Genomic DNA, 16,232 nt, shown 5'->3' with positions numbered 1-16,232 from the left:
GTTATCATTTTTACAAACTCATTTTTGAAATTTCAAATAATTACATACATTTACAAAAATTCAGCGATCCATGCGTAAATTACTTTTTTTATTTTTTATAACTATTGCTTTAAGTTCTTGTAGGAAAGACTTTGAATTTGAACCTAATACCGGCGGATTAGAATTCTCTAAAGATACCGTTTACCTTGATACTGTTTTCAGCAATATCGGTTCGAGTACGTACCGACTAAAAGTCTTTAACAAAAGTGATAAAGATATTGCGATACCTAAAATTCAATTAGGAAAAGGCGTAAATTCAAAATACCGTTTGATGATTGATGGAATGACTGGCGATGCTGGTGCGCAAGGCAAAATATTCAGCAATGTTGAATTATTGGCTAAAGACAGTTTGTTCATCTTTATTGAAGTTACAAGTGATGCAGCAAGCGCAAATCCAGCAGATTTTCTTTACACCGACCAAATACAATTCACTAACGTAACTGGCGCGCCACAAACTGTAGAATTGGTGACTTTAATACAAGATGCTTATTTTATTTATCCAAATCGAACACTTAATCCGGATAATACCTTTACGTATGAAAAACTTGATATTGACGGTAACGGAACATTTGAAGATATTATCGGAAGTACTTTAAGTCATACCGAAAATGATGATGAATACCATTGGAAAAACACCAAACCCTACGTTGTTTATGGTTACGCACTCGTACCCAATAATGAAGAATTGATTGTTGATGCTGGCGCGAGAGTACACTTTCACGCCAATTCAGGATTGATAATTGCTAAAAATGGTAAACTAACTGTAAATGGTCAAGATCCACCGTTAAATGATAAAGAAGACGTTACCAATGAAGTCATTTTTGAAGGCGATCGTTTAGAACCTGGCTTTTCAGAAGTTCCTGGACAATGGCTGGCGATTATTAATTTTTCAAATAGAAATGATAACGTAATCAACCATTTAACTCTTAAAAATGCAACAGTTGGTATTCTCTCAACTCCATCTGATGTTGATGATGCTACTGATATTCCGCAGTTAACCATTAATAATTCACAGATTTACAATTGCAGTAATGTTGGAATTCTTGGAAGAAGATCAACCATTACAGGTAGAAACAATGTGATAAATTTTTGTGGTGAAGCCAGCTTAGCTTGCACTTATGGCGGAACGTATAATTTTAACCACTGTACTTTTAATAACAATTGGAACAGTTCTAAACAAGTTGCCGTTTTGTTGAATGATTATTATAAAGACGCTACAACATTGTATATTAATAATCCTGTAAATATTTTCAATTTTAATAATTGTGTTGTTTATGGCTCGAATCAAATTGAGCTTCGTATCGAAAAAGAGAGTACCAATACCTTTTCATATAGATTCAATCACTGTTTGATAAAATTAAATAACATCAATAACCAATTTTCAAACAATATTTTTTATCCACCAACTAATACAACTGACTTTACTTCTTGTTATATTGCAACCAATTCTTCAACATTTAACCCTAAGTTTAAAAATGTTTCTAAAAATAAACTTTGGTTGAACGAAGCTTGGAATACAGTAATGACCAATGATTCTGTATTTAGCTCTTTCAATGATATTGTTGGAAATTCACGAAGTTCTAATGTTGCTTTGGGTGCTTATCAGTTTGTTCCTTAAATTTATTTACTCTTTTAGAAATTGACAATTTGAAAAACCTAAATTTGAAATAATTTTCACAAAGTAATTACCTGTTTTTAACACAGAAACATCAATAAACTCATGTGGATTTGTAACTACCAAGACTAATTGGCCTAAAGAATTATAAATATTAATTGAAGAAACATCAATATCTTTTTTTATTTTAAAATTCAATTTACTATTTGCTGGATTTGGATATAATGTTACGTAATCTGTAAATTCAAAATCAGTTTTATTTAAATTTTGAATTGTTGTTAAAGTGGTGTTTGTTTCAATAGGAAAATTATAATCAAAATAAATGTTAGCATTATTACTAAATGTATCTCCAATTGATAAACTTGGCAATGTCTTGATTTTAAATGCTACATAACCATCATTATTTGCATCATCAAAAGGCAATTGTATATTTTCAAAAATAAATTCAACAATAGTACCATTTGATATTTTAGTAACGAATGGATGGCTTGAGCATGTTGGAGTTAAAGTATTAATATTAAACTTAGTAGCGTCAATAATGTCTTTTACAACTATGTTCTCTGCAGGAAAAGTTCCAGTATTTTCAAATCGAATTACATAGTGAATATAATTACCTATCACTTCAGCTCCAACAACATCACCTTCAATACAAGTTTTGTCATTAGGATCATAGGAACCAACAACAGTTTGTTTAAAATTTATTCTATTGTCTAGTATATACGCATCACCAGAAAGAGGATTGATATTGACTATAAAACTCAATTTATCACCAATATTTACTGCTGGAGTTTCTGTTGGTGAATTAATATTCATTGTAATTATAATTTCTCTTATTTCAAATGGTGCTAAATCAAAATAATTATAAATTAACTCACCAGTAGATATCGTTGTATAGGATGGCGTTGAGGAAACAAAATCCATTTTATTGTCTTCAAAATCTAATACAACGGAACCAGACAAAGTAGTATTTCCTTTATTTTTATATAGTATTTTATAAGTTGCATCAAAACCTGGTCTTGCTGGAAGTAGTGGTATAATTACTACTTCCAAATCATTATGAACTCCATTGGGTGTAATACAAAAGTTTTGATTAAAAGGGCTAGTTTGAGCAGGGAAATTCACTTGAAAACTAGCAGGTGAGATTGTAAAATAAGAGGGATTTTCAATAATTGGGGTTACAGAATACGTTCCCTGTTGAAGAGGAATAGAATAATTTCCGGAGGTATTTGATAGTATCGCATTTGTAGTAGTACCGTTTGAAATATTAAATTTAACATTAGAAAATGACGAATCATTAGAGCTACAACCATTAGAATCGATATCTAATTTAGAATTTCCTTGAACTGTATAGAATATTCCTCCTGGAACGAAAGAACAATATGAATTAATATTACAATTTGTTACACCATAATAATTTAAAATATTTTGATAATAACTGAACTGACTTTCATCAGCACAGATATATTGAATGTTTGGATTATCATAAATATATAAATTAATATTTAACCCATTTTTCAAAAATAACGATTGAAGCATATTGTAATTGCAACTCAATGACGTTAAATATTTTATTCCCGAAACGTCAATTGTGGTTAATTGATTTGAATCACAGTCAATACTTGAGCCATAATTACTCAAGCCATTAACTGTTAATGAGGTTAGGTTATTATAACTACAACGAACATAAGACACATCGTCATAAGCATCAATATTTAATGATGTTAATTGATTATTGTTACAATAAATCGATCTCAATTTATGCAAACCGCTTATGTTTAAACTAGTCAATTGATTGTAAATACAATAAAATTCCCTTAGCAATGGCAAGCTTGTTACATCTAAAGAAGTTAAATTATTATAACTACAACTGAATTCTATTACATTTGGCAAATTACTTAAACTTATGGCAGTCATTGCATTATATTCACAATACAAAAACTGAAGGTTATTCATTCCGCTTACATTAAAATTGGAAATTAAATTATGATTGCAATTCACATATTTTAGATTTGGATATGGTGTTAGATTTAAAGAAGTTATTTGATTATTTTCCAAAACGATTTTTTCCAATCCAGTCAAACCAGAAAAAATAAATGTGTTTAAAAGATTGTTACCACAATGTAATTCTGTAAGATTTGATAATCCCGAAATGGATAAATTGGCCATTTGATTATTACTACAATCCAAATAATTAAGATTTGATAATCCGGTCAAATTAAGTGTTGTTAGTTGATTACCATAACATCTTAGTGACTTTAAATTGGCAAAACTTTGTATTCCTGTTAAATCTTGAATATTAGAGATGTAAACAGATAAATATTCGACATTTAAAGCCTCACTTACTTCTATTTGATTATTAGAATTAGTGTCTATAGTAATCCAATTTCCATTAGTACCAATTGCTACCGGATTTGAATTAGCTGACAATAATTTAGCTTTAAAATTAGCATCAGGAATATTAACAATTTGGCTATTAACTTGAAAAACAACAAGCAGGAATAGAAAATATATTTTTTTCATATCTATAAATAATTTAGTACAAATATAATGATTTATAAATTTTAAGAATGCATTGTCAAAAACTCGTTAAAAACTATTTACTTCTTTTTTGGCACTCCACACTATTTGACTTAAATTTGCACAACAACTAAAATTGAACTGCATTCAAATCAACATTTGAAAAAAGTTCAAATTAAACAACAACACAATGATTCACTTTTTCGGAAACGAAACCGCTACTGTATTTGCTGTTCAAACGCAAAACGAATTGTCAGCAGAAACTACCTCAAAATTAAATTGGCTTTTTGGCAACGCTCATAAAATAGATAAATCCGTACTTGCGGATTTTTTTGTTGGTCCACGTGCCACAATGATTACACCTTGGAGTACGAATGCTGTTGAAATCACCCAAAATATGGGAATTGAAGGCATCATCAGAATTGAAGAATTCGAAAAAGTTTCAAATGATTTTTCGGATTTTGACCCGATGCTTTCGCAAAAATATTCCGAATTAAATCAAGATATTTTTACCATCAATATTCAACCAGAAGCGATTTTAGAGATAGAAGATATTGCAGCTTACAACAAACAAGAAGGTTTGGCATTGAGCGATGAAGAAGTAACTTATTTAAATAATTTAGCTAAAAAACTAAACAGAAAACTTACCGATTCAGAAATTTTTGCATTTTCACAAGCGAATTCTGAACATTGCCGCCATAAAATTTTCAACGGAACTTTTATCATTGATGGTGTTGAAAAAGAAACTTCTCTTTTCAAATTAATCAAAAAAACATCTTCTGAAAATCCGAACGATATTGTTTCGGCTTACAAAGATAACGTGGCTTTTGTAAAAGGTCCGAAAGTGACTCAGTTTGCTCCAAAAAGTGCTGACAAACCAGATTTTTACCAAGAAAAAGAATTTGATTCAGTACTTTCTTTAAAAGCAGAAACACACAATTTTCCAACAACTGTCGAGCCTTTCAATGGTGCTGCAACAGGTTCTGGTGGAGAAATTAGAGATAGATTGGCTGGCGGACAAGGTTCACTTCCTTTAGCTGGAACTGCTGTTTATATGACTTCTTATTCAAGATTGACTAATAATCGAAACTACGAAGAAGGTATGAAGGAACGTCCTTGGTTGTACCAAACTCCAATGGATATTTTGATAAAAGCCTCCAACGGAGCTTCTGATTTTGGAAATAAATTTGGACAACCGCTGATTACTGGTTCGGTTTTGACATTTGAACACGATGAGGCTTCGAGTGCCTCAGCCTCCGACACTTCGACAAGTTCAGTGCAAGCAAGGAAACTGGGTTACGACAAAGTAATTATGCAAGCTGGTGGAATTGGTTACGGAAAATTAGATCAAGCCATCAAAAAGAAACCACAAGAAGGCGATAAAATTGTAATTCTTGGTGGTGAAAATTATAGAATCGGAATGGGTGGCGCTGCTGTTTCCTCTGCTGATACTGGAGCTTTTGGTTCTGGAATTGAATTAAATGCCATCCAACGTTCGAATCCTGAAATGCAGAAACGTGCTGCCAATGCCATTCGCGGTTTGGTAGAAAGTGATAACAATCCTATTGTTTCTATTCACGATCACGGTGCTGGTGGACATTTGAATTGTTTATCTGAATTAGTAGAAGAAACTGGTGGATTGATTGATTTAGATAAATTGCCTGTTGGTGATCCAACGCTTTCTGCCAAAGAAATTATTGGTAACGAATCGCAAGAACGTATGGGATTGGTTATTGGTGAAAAAGACATCGAAATCCTTCAAAAAATTGCTGATAGAGAACGTTCGCCGATGTATCAAGTTGGTGAAGTTACTAACGACCATAGATTTACATTTGAATCGAAAACTACTGGCGAAAAACCAATGGATTATGCGCTAGAAGACTTTTTCGGAAGTTCTCCTAAAACCATAATGACTGACAAAACCATTGTTCGAAATTATAGTGATTTAGACTATTCTGTAGATAATATACCAAATTATTTAGCAGACGTTTTAAAGCTAGAAGCCGTTGCTTGTAAAGATTGGTTGACCAATAAAGTTGACCGTTGTGTTGGTGGAAAAGTTGCCAAACAACAATGTGTTGGACCATTGCAATTGCCCTTGAATAACGTTGGCGTAATGGCTTTGGATTATAACGGAAAAGAAGGAATTGCAACTTCAATTGGTCACGCTCCTATTTCGGCATTAATTGATCCGAAAGCAGGAAGTAGAAATGCTATTGCTGAAGCGTTATCAAACATCGTTTTTGCGCCTTTAAAAGACAATTTAAAATCGGTTTCACTTTCTGCCAACTGGATGTGGGCTTGCAAAAATGAAGGTGAAGATGCAAGATTGTATGAAGCTGTTGAAGCTTGTTCAGAATTTGCTATCGAATTGGGAATCAATATTCCGACCGGTAAAGATTCGCTTTCTATGAAACAAAAATATCCAAATGATGAAGTGATTGCTCCTGGAACCGTGATTATTTCGGCTGCTGGAAATTGTTCGAATATTACTAAAGTGGTTGAACCTGTTTTACAAAGAAATAAAGGTTCGATTTATTACATCAATTTATCGCAAGATGAATTTAAATTGGGCGGAAGTTCGTTTGCTCAAACCTTAAATAAAATTGGTGCAGAAACGCCAACGATTAAAGATGCTGCATTTTTCAAGAAAGCATTTAATACCATACAAGAATTAATTAAAGATAGACAAATCGTTGCCGGACACGATATTGGAAGCGGTGGATTAATCACTACTTTATTAGAAATGTGTTTTGCCGATGTAAATTTAGGTGCTAAAATATCCTTCGATGCTTTCGCAGAAAAAGATTTAGTAAAAATTCTATTTGCTGAAAATATCGGAATTGTACTTCAAGCAAATGACGATACCATTTTTGAAAAAGCATTCGAAGATTTAGAATTTTACAAATTAGGAAATGTAACTGATTCTGGAAGTTTAGAATTTGGCACTTCAACTGCGCTCAGCGTAACAAATTTTGATATTGAAAATTACCGAAAATTGTGGTTCGAAACCTCTTTCCTACTCGATCAAAAACAAACCAAAAACAACAAAGCCGCAGAGCGTTTTGAGAATTTAGGTAAGCAAGCTTTAGCATATAAATTCCCAAGTCATTTTACAGGATTGAAACCTTTGATTGATGCAGCAAAACCTCGTCCGAAAGCAGCTATTATTCGTGAAAAAGGAAGTAATTCTGAGCGTGAAATGGCTAATGCAATGTACTTGGCAGGATTTGATGTAAAAGACGTACACATGACCGATTTGATTTCGGGAAGAGAAACGTTGGAAGACATTCAGTTTATTGGTGCTGTTGGTGGTTTCTCGAATTCCGATGTTTTGGGTTCGGCTAAAGGTTGGGCTGGCGCTTTCAAATACAACGAAAAAGCAAACAACGCACTTAAAAAATACTTCGAACGTGAAGACACACTTTCGGTTGGAATTTGCAACGGTTGTCAGTTGTTTATGGAACTAGAATTAATCAATCCGGAACACGAAGTACACGGAAAAATGCATCATAACGAGTCACACAAACACGAAAGCGGTTTTACTTCGGTAACGGTTCAAGAAAATCATTCTGTGATGTTGGGTACTTTAGCTGGAACAACACTTGGTGTATGGATTTCACACGGCGAAGGTAAATTCAAATTGCCTTATGCTGAAGAACAATACAATATAGTTGCCAAATATGCTTATGAAGGTTATCCTGCAAATCCTAATGGTTCTGATTTCAACACGGCAATGATGTGTGATAAAACCGGAAGACATTTGGTAATGATGCCACACATTGAACGCTCCACTTTTCCGTGGAATTGGGCACATTATCCAACCGATAAAAAAGACGAAGTTTCGCCTTGGATCGAAGCTTTTGTAAACGCAAGACTTTGGATTGAAAAGCAATAACTCTTTCTCTGAAATACTGAAAATCCTTAATTGTATCAGAGCAATTAAGGATTTTTTTTATATTTACGGATAATACAGACGATTATTAGTATTTGTTTGTAGCGCCTATGTCCAAGTTGGCAGTAATTTTAATCACATAAACAGAAAATTATGCTATTGAAAAGAAGCTTTACATTTTATATTTCATTGGTATTTATTTGCTTTTTTTGTCTATTTGCAAGTTCTGTGTTTCTAAACAAACTTTATGAAGAACGCATGGAAGGTTTAAACAAAGGAAATATTATACTTATAATTCCTTTAGTTTTGTTTTTTGGAATTGGGTGTTATTCAGTAATAGCTTTTTTTAAAAAAGTTCCTGCAATATATTTTGATGAAAAATTATTGAAAGTAAAAAAAGAAACTTATAAATGGAATGATATCACTAGTATAAATATTAATTCAAAAGATCATTTTTATTACTGGGCTAAATCGGAAGTGGCAACAATTAAAATTGAATTTTTTGATAAAAAAAGTTTAATTATTTACAAAAGCATGTATTCGAATTTAAATGAAATCGAAGAGTTTGTTAATAAACTTAATAAATAAAAAAACTACTACCGATAGCCGTTTCTCGAAATCACGAATTTTAAAATAAATTCACGTTTACGTTTCGCAAGAAATATTATCTTTGATAGAAAATACTTGGTTTTGAGGTTCGCAACTTATTGAATCGGCAACACGTTAGCGGTAATGCTCAAAATCAGAGGAAGAACGTATGCAAAAATTTTCAATTTACACAAATCCCAATAAATTTTACTGGAGTGCACAAAAGATAACATATACATTTATATTCTTTTGTTGTGGAGTAATGTTTTTTAAACAAAATGTTCTCAATATTGATCAAAATTTAATTGATAAAGTATGCATGTGGTTGGTTATTAGTGCAATTATGTTTGGTTTAATTTTAAAATTCTATAATATTGGTAGATATGAACCTATTCGCGGAAAATTTGAAGGTTATTTAATATTTGAAAAAGAGAAGATTATTGTTTGTGAAGAAATTTATCCGATTGAAAAAATTAGAACAATTAAAATCTCAAATAATGATTACAGTGGAAAATTAGTGAATATTTCAAAAGGTAATCTTGGTCCAGCACTTTCAAATGGGACTAGAAATTTTGTAATAATCTTTTTTGAATCAGGTGAATCAAAAAGATACCAATTTGAGATGATTAACGAAGATGATTTTCAAAAAGTAAGACAAGAATTGATTAACTATTATCTTCTTAGAAAAATAGATTTTGAAGAAATAGCCGATGTTCTGGGAGAAAAAAGCCGAAATGAAGTTGCAGAACTTAAAGTTGAAATTGAAAAAGAACGTATGCGCTTAGGTTGAAAGCTATTCTTTGCAATTGCGAATTTTGTGGTGTATTCACGTTTATTTCTCGCAAGAAATTTTATCTTTGATAGAAAATAATCAGTTCCGAAGTTCGCAACTGACGCCAAGCGTGGGAACGTTACAAGCCATTATAATGAGAAGAAAACTTTACATATTGACATTAATTTTTTTGAGTTTCGGTTGTGAGAACAAGAAAAAAATAAACAATTCCAATAATTTTGATACCTTAAAAATTGGAGAAACTGACTCGTTATCAACAGAATTGTTTTCCGATAATTTATACAAATCCGACAGCTTGACAATAAACGTAAAGAATAACAATTTCAACTTCTTTATAGAGTTAACAATTGAAAATCAAAAAAAGGAATATGACCTTACAAAACTAAATATTCCGACTAAAACTCCAAATGAAATTAAATGGGTGAACAATGAATTTGCCTGTATGATGACTTGGTGGTCACAGGCGCAATCTAGACATATTTTCATTCCAACAAAAAGAACAAATGAGTTAATCTATCTTGACAAGGACATAGAAGAAACCGACAGTGCAAATAACAATATTGTTTACATAGACAGCGTGCATCAAGACCTTAACAAGATTGTTTTCAAAGTAGAAAACTTATTGACGAGAAAATCTAAATCTTTAGAACTAACTATAAATGAACAAAATGGAGTTTACCCATTTTATGACAAAATCATATTGAGTAAGAACAAACTGATTATCACATCAACAAACGAAAAGAGAAGTATTGACATCAAAGAAATAAATAACGGCTTGTAACAGGCGTTTGGCAAGATTGCGAATTTTGTGGTGTATTCACGTTTATTTCTCGCAAGAAATTTTATCTTTGATAAGAAAATAGATCCCAAGTCGCAAAAGCAGACAGCATCACAACGTTAACCAGTATTATTACACTCAAATAATATGAAATATTTACTTCTACTATTTTATTTTCTTACCAGTTTGTCTGCAATTTCTCAAAACTTAAACAATGAGTATGTTGGACCTACGGTTGTAACACAAAATATAGGATATTTTTATAAAAACAATTGGAAACCTTTTACCGGAAGTCTTTTGTCAAAAGATAGTGAGCTAAAATTAATAGCTAAAATAAAAATAGTTAATGGCTTAGAGGCTTTAGCTGAAATATATAATGAAAATAATGAACTCGTCCGCTTGATAAAAAATGGCATTGATGCTGATACAACAAAAATCTCAATGCATAAAACTGAGTTTTTAGTTAATGAAAAGTTTGCTGATACCATAAATTTAGAGCACAAAAATGTCATACTTAGTTATAAACAGAATCCTAAAACCAGAGAAAAAACAAAGTTTAATGGAGTCATTGCAATTGAGAACACTAAATATTATTACAAAGATGGCATTATAGTTAAAGTTGAAGTTTATTTTGAGCAAGACGTCACAAAAATAAAAGAAAGTTACGGAATATTTTATACTGAGCTTGGAAACATAGAATTCCCTGGCGAAGATAAAATCATTGATGGAGATTGCAAAAAATGGGATATAAATGGTAATCTAATTGAAAATATAAAATACAAATTCGGCAAAAAAGTGGAATAAAAAACTGCTGCTAAGAAACATTTCTCGAAATCACAAATTTTACAGTAAATACCTATTCACGTTTAACCAGAAATTTTATCTTTAGCAAATAGAAAAATTTCAAAATACGAAACTAAGCAAGACTAAAAACCAATAATAAACAGGACGTTTCGCAACAGATTGCAGCGTTTGTGAATACCAAACTTTGAATTAAAAACAATAACTTAAAAATAATTATATGTCAAAAATTTCCAAATTACTAGTTCTACTAATTACAGCAACGCTACTTTCTTGTTCAGGTGATGAAGATACTGCTTCAAATATTCCGCCACCAGCTAACTCTTTAAAAAAAGTAACAGAAACAACTTATATTGGAGGAAGTGTCGAAAATTATTCGGCCAATTTTAATTATGAAAATGGTATCCTAAAAAGTATTTCTGATCCTAACAATCGAATTGAAATTACCTATACTAATAACAAAATTTCAAGCACGATATATTATAAAAACGAAGTGCTGCAAAACAGTTATGCCTTCAATTATAATGGTGGATTATTAGAAACCATATTGAATACGAAAAACAATTTTGAACGAACGTTGTACGAGTACAATAATGGCATTTTAGCTTCCGAAAAAAATCAAAGTTTAATTGGTGGTACTTGGCAAACAGGTGATACACAAAATTATATTTTTGCAAACGGAAATATTACCCAAGAAATTAGAATTTTTCAGAACAATGCACCTTACAAAAACACGCACGACTATGACACAAAATTAAATCCGATGCATTATATGAATCCTGAAGTAAGAACGTTACTTGGTATGGAATCAATTGAGTTAAAAACGGTAAATAACAAAACCAATACCTATAAATACTCTAGTGCTTCGTCAACAACACCGATTTTAGATTTCACACACCAAATACTTTATAACGCTCAAAATTTACCCATCTCAGTAAAGAAATATACCACTAGTAACACATTAGTTTCTGAGGCAACATTCGAGTATAACTAAATCAAATCCAAACCTTTCAAACAAATCCCATCGCGTGGTAAATAAATAAGTAAATCAACCAAAACCACTTAAAAAGCTAAAAGTCAATACTAATTTTTAGCTTTTTTTTATGGAATGTGGAAAACCGTAATTTTTCTTGTAAGGATTTTTATATATTTACAATTAGTAAAAATTGTATGTAAATTATAGTAAACTTTTGTTTGTTGCGTATATAAATGTTGTGACGCTATTTTTGGAAAATCGAATAAAAAATATGACCTTTACGAAAAAGAAATATTATGACAGCTTTGGAGATCATAAAAAATAGTCTAATTGACAGAATTTTAGCAACTAAAAACGAAAAATTATTAGAAGCTATAGACAAAATTTTTGCTTCAACTCAAGCAGACGAAATAATTGCTCTTTCTTCTGAGCAAATTGAAATGTTGTCAATGAGCGAAAAAGATATTGAAGGAGGCAATTTTATTTCTGAATCTGAATTAAACAAGCGAAATTCTGAATAGTTAAGTTAAGTTTATTTTGGACTGAAACTGCTATTCGACAAAGGAATATCGTTTTTTATTAATGGATTGAAAGAAATAAAAGTACTACTTATGCTAAAAAGCTGAATGAAAAAATAAAACAGCGCACAACCATCGTTTTGTAAAATTGAGAATCTTTTGCAAACCAGACGAACGACTTTCTTTCGCTATAATTTTTATCTTAGAGGAAATTAATCGGTTACAAAGTTCGAAACTTAGCCAAGCGCCGAAATGTTAGCAAAGATTTTTAATCAACAATAATTAATAATTATGACATTAAAATTATTTTTCACAGCAATGTTAGTATCGCTACTAAATTTGACTTCATTTGCTCAAGAAATGCCTTTAAAACTTGGAAAACTTCCAGATAACATAAAATATGAACTTAAAGGTTCGACAAACAAAGTTTTCGAAACAAAGAAAACTGAATTTTATAGTTTTTCAATTGGTAAAAAAAATGGAGGATTTATAAAGATTTCGACAAACGGCATTGATGATGTAATAATGATTTTAAGCAAATCTCAGGAAGGAGGAGATTTATACAGAAAGTTAAAAGACGAATCGTATGTCAGAATAATACATTGCTTAAAAAAGGATAATGAATTTGAAATATTTCTAATCGATGAAAAAAATATTCCCATAAAATTGACAACTACGAAAAGTGAAACAAGTCTTGATGCTCTGATGGTTGGGTATGGTTTATATTGGTCAAAAAACAAACCTAATTAAAGCCTCTGCTAACAAACGTTTCTGAAAATTGCGCATTATGTAATAAAAACACCTTTACATATCGCAAGAAATTTTATCTTTAAAAAAAATATAAATCTATGAAAAAATGGTCTTTTCTTATCCTAATACTTGCGGCGACAGGGTTTTCATCTTGTGGCGATAGTGACCAACCTACCCCAGTTGTAGATGATTACAAACTACTATCAGTAACAACTAGCGGCAAAATTTTAGAAATTGGAAACAATACTGGAGCAACGGTAAACATCGGCCAAATTACCAACCAATCCAACCTTATTCAGCTCGCAACCATTTGCAATGTGGGTTCTAAAATATATTGTTTAGAAGCATCTTACGTTCCTAGTCCAAATATTTTGACTGTTTATGACAAAGCAACTAAAACAACTACGACACAACAACTTATTTTGCCTCCATCAATTGCTGCAACAATGACTGATCCGTTTATTACAAATCTGGAATACAATGGCTCAGAATTTATTGCAGTGGTGAGTGAAAATATGCCCAATAATATGCGTCCCAATAAAATCATATCGATAAATCCTGTAAATTATCAAACGACCGATTTAAACATTGATTTCTTCCAACGAACCTTAACTTCAACCGAGTTGATTAATGATAAACTTTACATTGCAACACGTACAGAAGGATTGTTGAAAATAGATTTAACCCAAAAAACAGTTACCGAGTTGCAGGCAAATGGCGCAAGAATAAACGCTACTAGATTAGCAAAAAACGGCACAACAAAACTCAGTTTAATGAAATTAGGAGTTCCTCAAGTAATTAATGGTGTCCAACCTTATGAATATGATTTGAGTAATAACACACTTACCGATAAATCACAAGGAGCTATTTTTGCCGTAGGAAACATCACCGGAGGAACGCTTGTTAAAAATGGTGAATACATTAATTATGTTTTCAATGCAACAAATGGCTTTGGAATTTTAAAAGTGAATACGGTTACTAATGAACAAAAATTCGTTGCCTTAGATCAAAACGCCGTTGGTAGCAATTGTATAATCATCGACACGCTTCCCTAACAAATAAAAATGGCGAAGAATCGTAAAAAACTTTATAGTAAAGATCAGTATTTATCAAGTAAAGCAGATTAAAAATCAAAAAGTACTTAATTATTAAGTGCTTTTTTTTGTATTATTGTGATACAAATAATTCCATATGAGTCATTCTAATAGTTGCTTAAATTGTGAAGAGCCAATTTCTAAAAAATTCTGTCCTAATTGTGGCCAAAAAACAGATACGCATCGAATTACACTAAAACATTTTATTTTACATGATATTCTACACGGAATTTGGCATTTTGAAAGAGGTATATTCTTTACTTTGAAAGAGGCTATCATCCGTCCAGGTCAAGCATCCATAGATTACATTCAAGGAAAAAGAATAAAATATTACAACGTCTTTTACCTATCGCTTTTGCTGATTGGTTTTACGATTTTATTAAATCATTTTTATGAGTATTTTAATGTATCAAACTCAACAGAGATTGGCAAAAATGACACTCCTAATGTTACTAAATTTTTCAATGAGAATGTAAAAATCCTTCTTTTTACCTTTGTTCCGCTTTTAGGAATCAATGCATTCCTAATTTTCAGACGATTAAAACTTAATTTAGCCGAACATTTTATAATTGGTGGAATGTGTTTACTTGGAATACTGCAGCTCTTTATTGTACACCGTTTTTTTAATTTTTTGAGCGAGTCGTTCGACCCTTATATTTTCGGATTACTAGAGGTTATTTCTTTCTTTTTAGTTCCGCTATTTCCAATGTGGACTTACCTAAATGTTATGCAAAAAAGATATACGGCTTTAGGTAAAATTTGGAGAATCTTGTTGCTTTATATTTTGCTATTTGTTCAAATCATAATAATATTAGGCCTAATTATTAATAAATTAACCAATGGTAGTGGTAATTTTTATATAAGTATGTAAAACAAAAAAAACTGCCCGAAAGCAGTTTTTAGTAACCAACTATATAAAAAAAGTAAACTAAAACTTATTGGTTTCTAACACTCTAACGTTGCTAGGATATAAAACACTTGGATCATCTTCACCTGTAATAAAAATCATTTTTGGTTTAGAAGAAGAGACTGTTTCAAATTTAACATGCAACTTAGTGGTACTAATAATTTGACCCAAATTAATAGGATTACTATCTTCCGATAACATCCAAACCACATAAGTCAATTTTGGCGGATTCAATCGGTTGGGTTCCGCTAAATACGAAATTTGTAGTTCGATATTATAGTTGCTGTTTCGATCTTTTTTAATAGTAATTTCACCTCGAGCAGCAGGAAGTATTGGTGACGTATTGAAAACGGTTTTTTTAGCACACGAAGTACTACTAAAAATCAATAGTCCAATCGAAAAAACCAACAGCAGCTGCTTCCAAATAATTGAAAATTTAATAGTTTTCATATCGCTTATTTTTTCATATTACGTTGCGCCATAGTCGAAATCGATTTTCCTAAATCATCCATATCGTTGTTGAATTCTTGTTTAAACAATTCCCATTCTTCCGCTGGACCTTGTTCATAATTTTGAATTTTTGCTTTAAGCGTCGCATTTTTCTCTTCCAACTTAGCTAATTCTTTTTCATACATAGCTTTATTAGAATCTTTAGAGGCATTGATTGTCACTTTCATCTCATCAATTTGACGTTGATTTTCATCCAGCTTCAACGCAATGCTTTCTTTAAAAGAGTTATAATCAGCAACCGAATCTAATTTAGATTGTTGCAAAGCAGCTTCAGCATCGGTAACATCCTCTTTGGCGTTTTCTAAGTCAACTTCTTTGTCTTTTGGAGAGTTATTGCATCCTACAAAAAGTAACGCTGCAATACTCGTAAAAACCATTAATTTATAGATATAATTTTTCATTTGTTTAGTTTTAAAATTAAGCAATGACCTTTATCCTAACCAAACTCTAA

General features: G+C 31.4%; 14 protein-coding genes. 11 read left to right on the top strand and 3 right to left on the bottom strand.

Going from position 1 to position 16,232, the window contains the following annotated elements; genetic code table 11:
• Positions 1-70 precede the first annotated feature (70 nt).
• Complete coding sequence (locus Q0050_RS06775; RefSeq protein WP_298393574.1) at positions 71-1,657, top strand: hypothetical protein; 1,587 nt, start codon at positions 71-73, stop codon at positions 1,655-1,657.
• Positions 1,658-1,663: 6 nt separating this feature from the next.
• Here the strand turns inward: Q0050_RS06775 and Q0050_RS06770 are convergent, their stop codons facing one another.
• Positions 1,664-4,174 (bottom strand): T9SS type A sorting domain-containing protein, encoded by a 2,511-nt coding sequence (locus Q0050_RS06770; RefSeq protein ID WP_298393573.1) that lies wholly within the window; start codon positions 4,172-4,174, stop codon positions 1,664-1,666.
• Between the two features lie 187 nt (positions 4,175-4,361).
• On the opposite strand from Q0050_RS06770, the gene purL reads away from it, so the two are divergent.
• The 10 genes from purL (at position 4,362) to Q0050_RS06720 (ending at position 15,235) form a co-directional block, all read left to right on the top strand.
• Positions 4,362-8,069 carry a phosphoribosylformylglycinamidine synthase gene (purL, locus tag Q0050_RS06765; RefSeq protein WP_298393572.1) on the top strand — a complete coding sequence of 1,236 codons (3,708 nt, stop codon included), beginning with the start codon at positions 4,362-4,364 and terminating at the stop codon, positions 8,067-8,069.
• Positions 8,070-8,324: 255 nt separating this feature from the next.
• A complete protein-coding gene (locus Q0050_RS06760) occupies positions 8,325-8,654 on the top strand; it encodes a hypothetical protein (protein WP_298393571.1) in 330 nt (109 codons plus the stop codon).
• Between the two features lie 169 nt (positions 8,655-8,823).
• Positions 8,824-9,444: a hypothetical protein gene (locus Q0050_RS06755; RefSeq protein WP_298393569.1), complete on the top strand. Its 621-nt coding sequence runs from the start codon at positions 8,824-8,826 to the stop codon at positions 9,442-9,444.
• Positions 9,445-9,580: 136 nt separating this feature from the next.
• Positions 9,581-10,228 carry a hypothetical protein gene (locus tag Q0050_RS06750; protein ID WP_298393567.1) on the top strand — a complete coding sequence of 216 codons (648 nt, stop codon included), beginning with the start codon at positions 9,581-9,583 and terminating at the stop codon, positions 10,226-10,228.
• A gap of 144 nt (positions 10,229-10,372) precedes the next feature.
• Positions 10,373-11,029 carry a hypothetical protein gene (locus tag Q0050_RS06745; RefSeq protein ID WP_298393565.1) on the top strand — a complete coding sequence of 219 codons (657 nt, stop codon included), beginning with the start codon at positions 10,373-10,375 and terminating at the stop codon, positions 11,027-11,029.
• Positions 11,030-11,246: 217 nt separating this feature from the next.
• Entirely contained in the window at positions 11,247-12,020 is a 774-nt protein-coding gene (locus Q0050_RS06740) for a hypothetical protein (protein ID WP_298393563.1), read from the top strand.
• 278 nt (positions 12,021-12,298) lie between these two features.
• Positions 12,299-12,523: a hypothetical protein gene (locus Q0050_RS06735; protein WP_298393562.1), complete on the top strand. Its 225-nt coding sequence runs from the start codon at positions 12,299-12,301 to the stop codon at positions 12,521-12,523.
• 288 nt (positions 12,524-12,811) lie between these two features.
• Complete coding sequence (locus Q0050_RS06730; protein ID WP_298393561.1) at positions 12,812-13,270, top strand: hypothetical protein; 459 nt, start codon at positions 12,812-12,814, stop codon at positions 13,268-13,270.
• A gap of 98 nt (positions 13,271-13,368) precedes the next feature.
• A complete protein-coding gene (locus Q0050_RS06725; protein WP_298393560.1) occupies positions 13,369-14,325 on the top strand; it encodes a hypothetical protein in 957 nt (318 codons plus the stop codon).
• A 136-nt stretch (positions 14,326-14,461) separates the two neighbouring features.
• A complete protein-coding gene (locus tag Q0050_RS06720) occupies positions 14,462-15,235 on the top strand; it encodes a DUF3667 domain-containing protein (protein WP_298393559.1) in 774 nt (257 codons plus the stop codon).
• A gap of 57 nt (positions 15,236-15,292) precedes the next feature.
• Here the strand turns inward: Q0050_RS06720 and Q0050_RS06715 are convergent, their stop codons facing one another.
• A complete protein-coding gene (locus Q0050_RS06715) occupies positions 15,293-15,721 on the bottom strand; it encodes a hypothetical protein (RefSeq protein WP_298393558.1) in 429 nt (142 codons plus the stop codon).
• 5 nt (positions 15,722-15,726) lie between these two features.
• Positions 15,727-16,182, bottom strand: coding sequence for a hypothetical protein (locus tag Q0050_RS06710; RefSeq protein ID WP_298393556.1), 456 nt, complete (start codon positions 16,180-16,182; stop codon positions 15,727-15,729).
• Positions 16,183-16,232: the final 50 nt, after the last annotated feature.

This window comes from Flavobacterium sp. (genome assembly GCF_027483985.1).
Taxonomy (GTDB): Bacteria; Bacteroidota; Bacteroidia; order Flavobacteriales; family Flavobacteriaceae; genus Flavobacterium.
The sequence above is the reverse complement of the archived record's forward strand: the minus strand, read 5'-3'. Positions and strand labels throughout refer to the sequence as shown.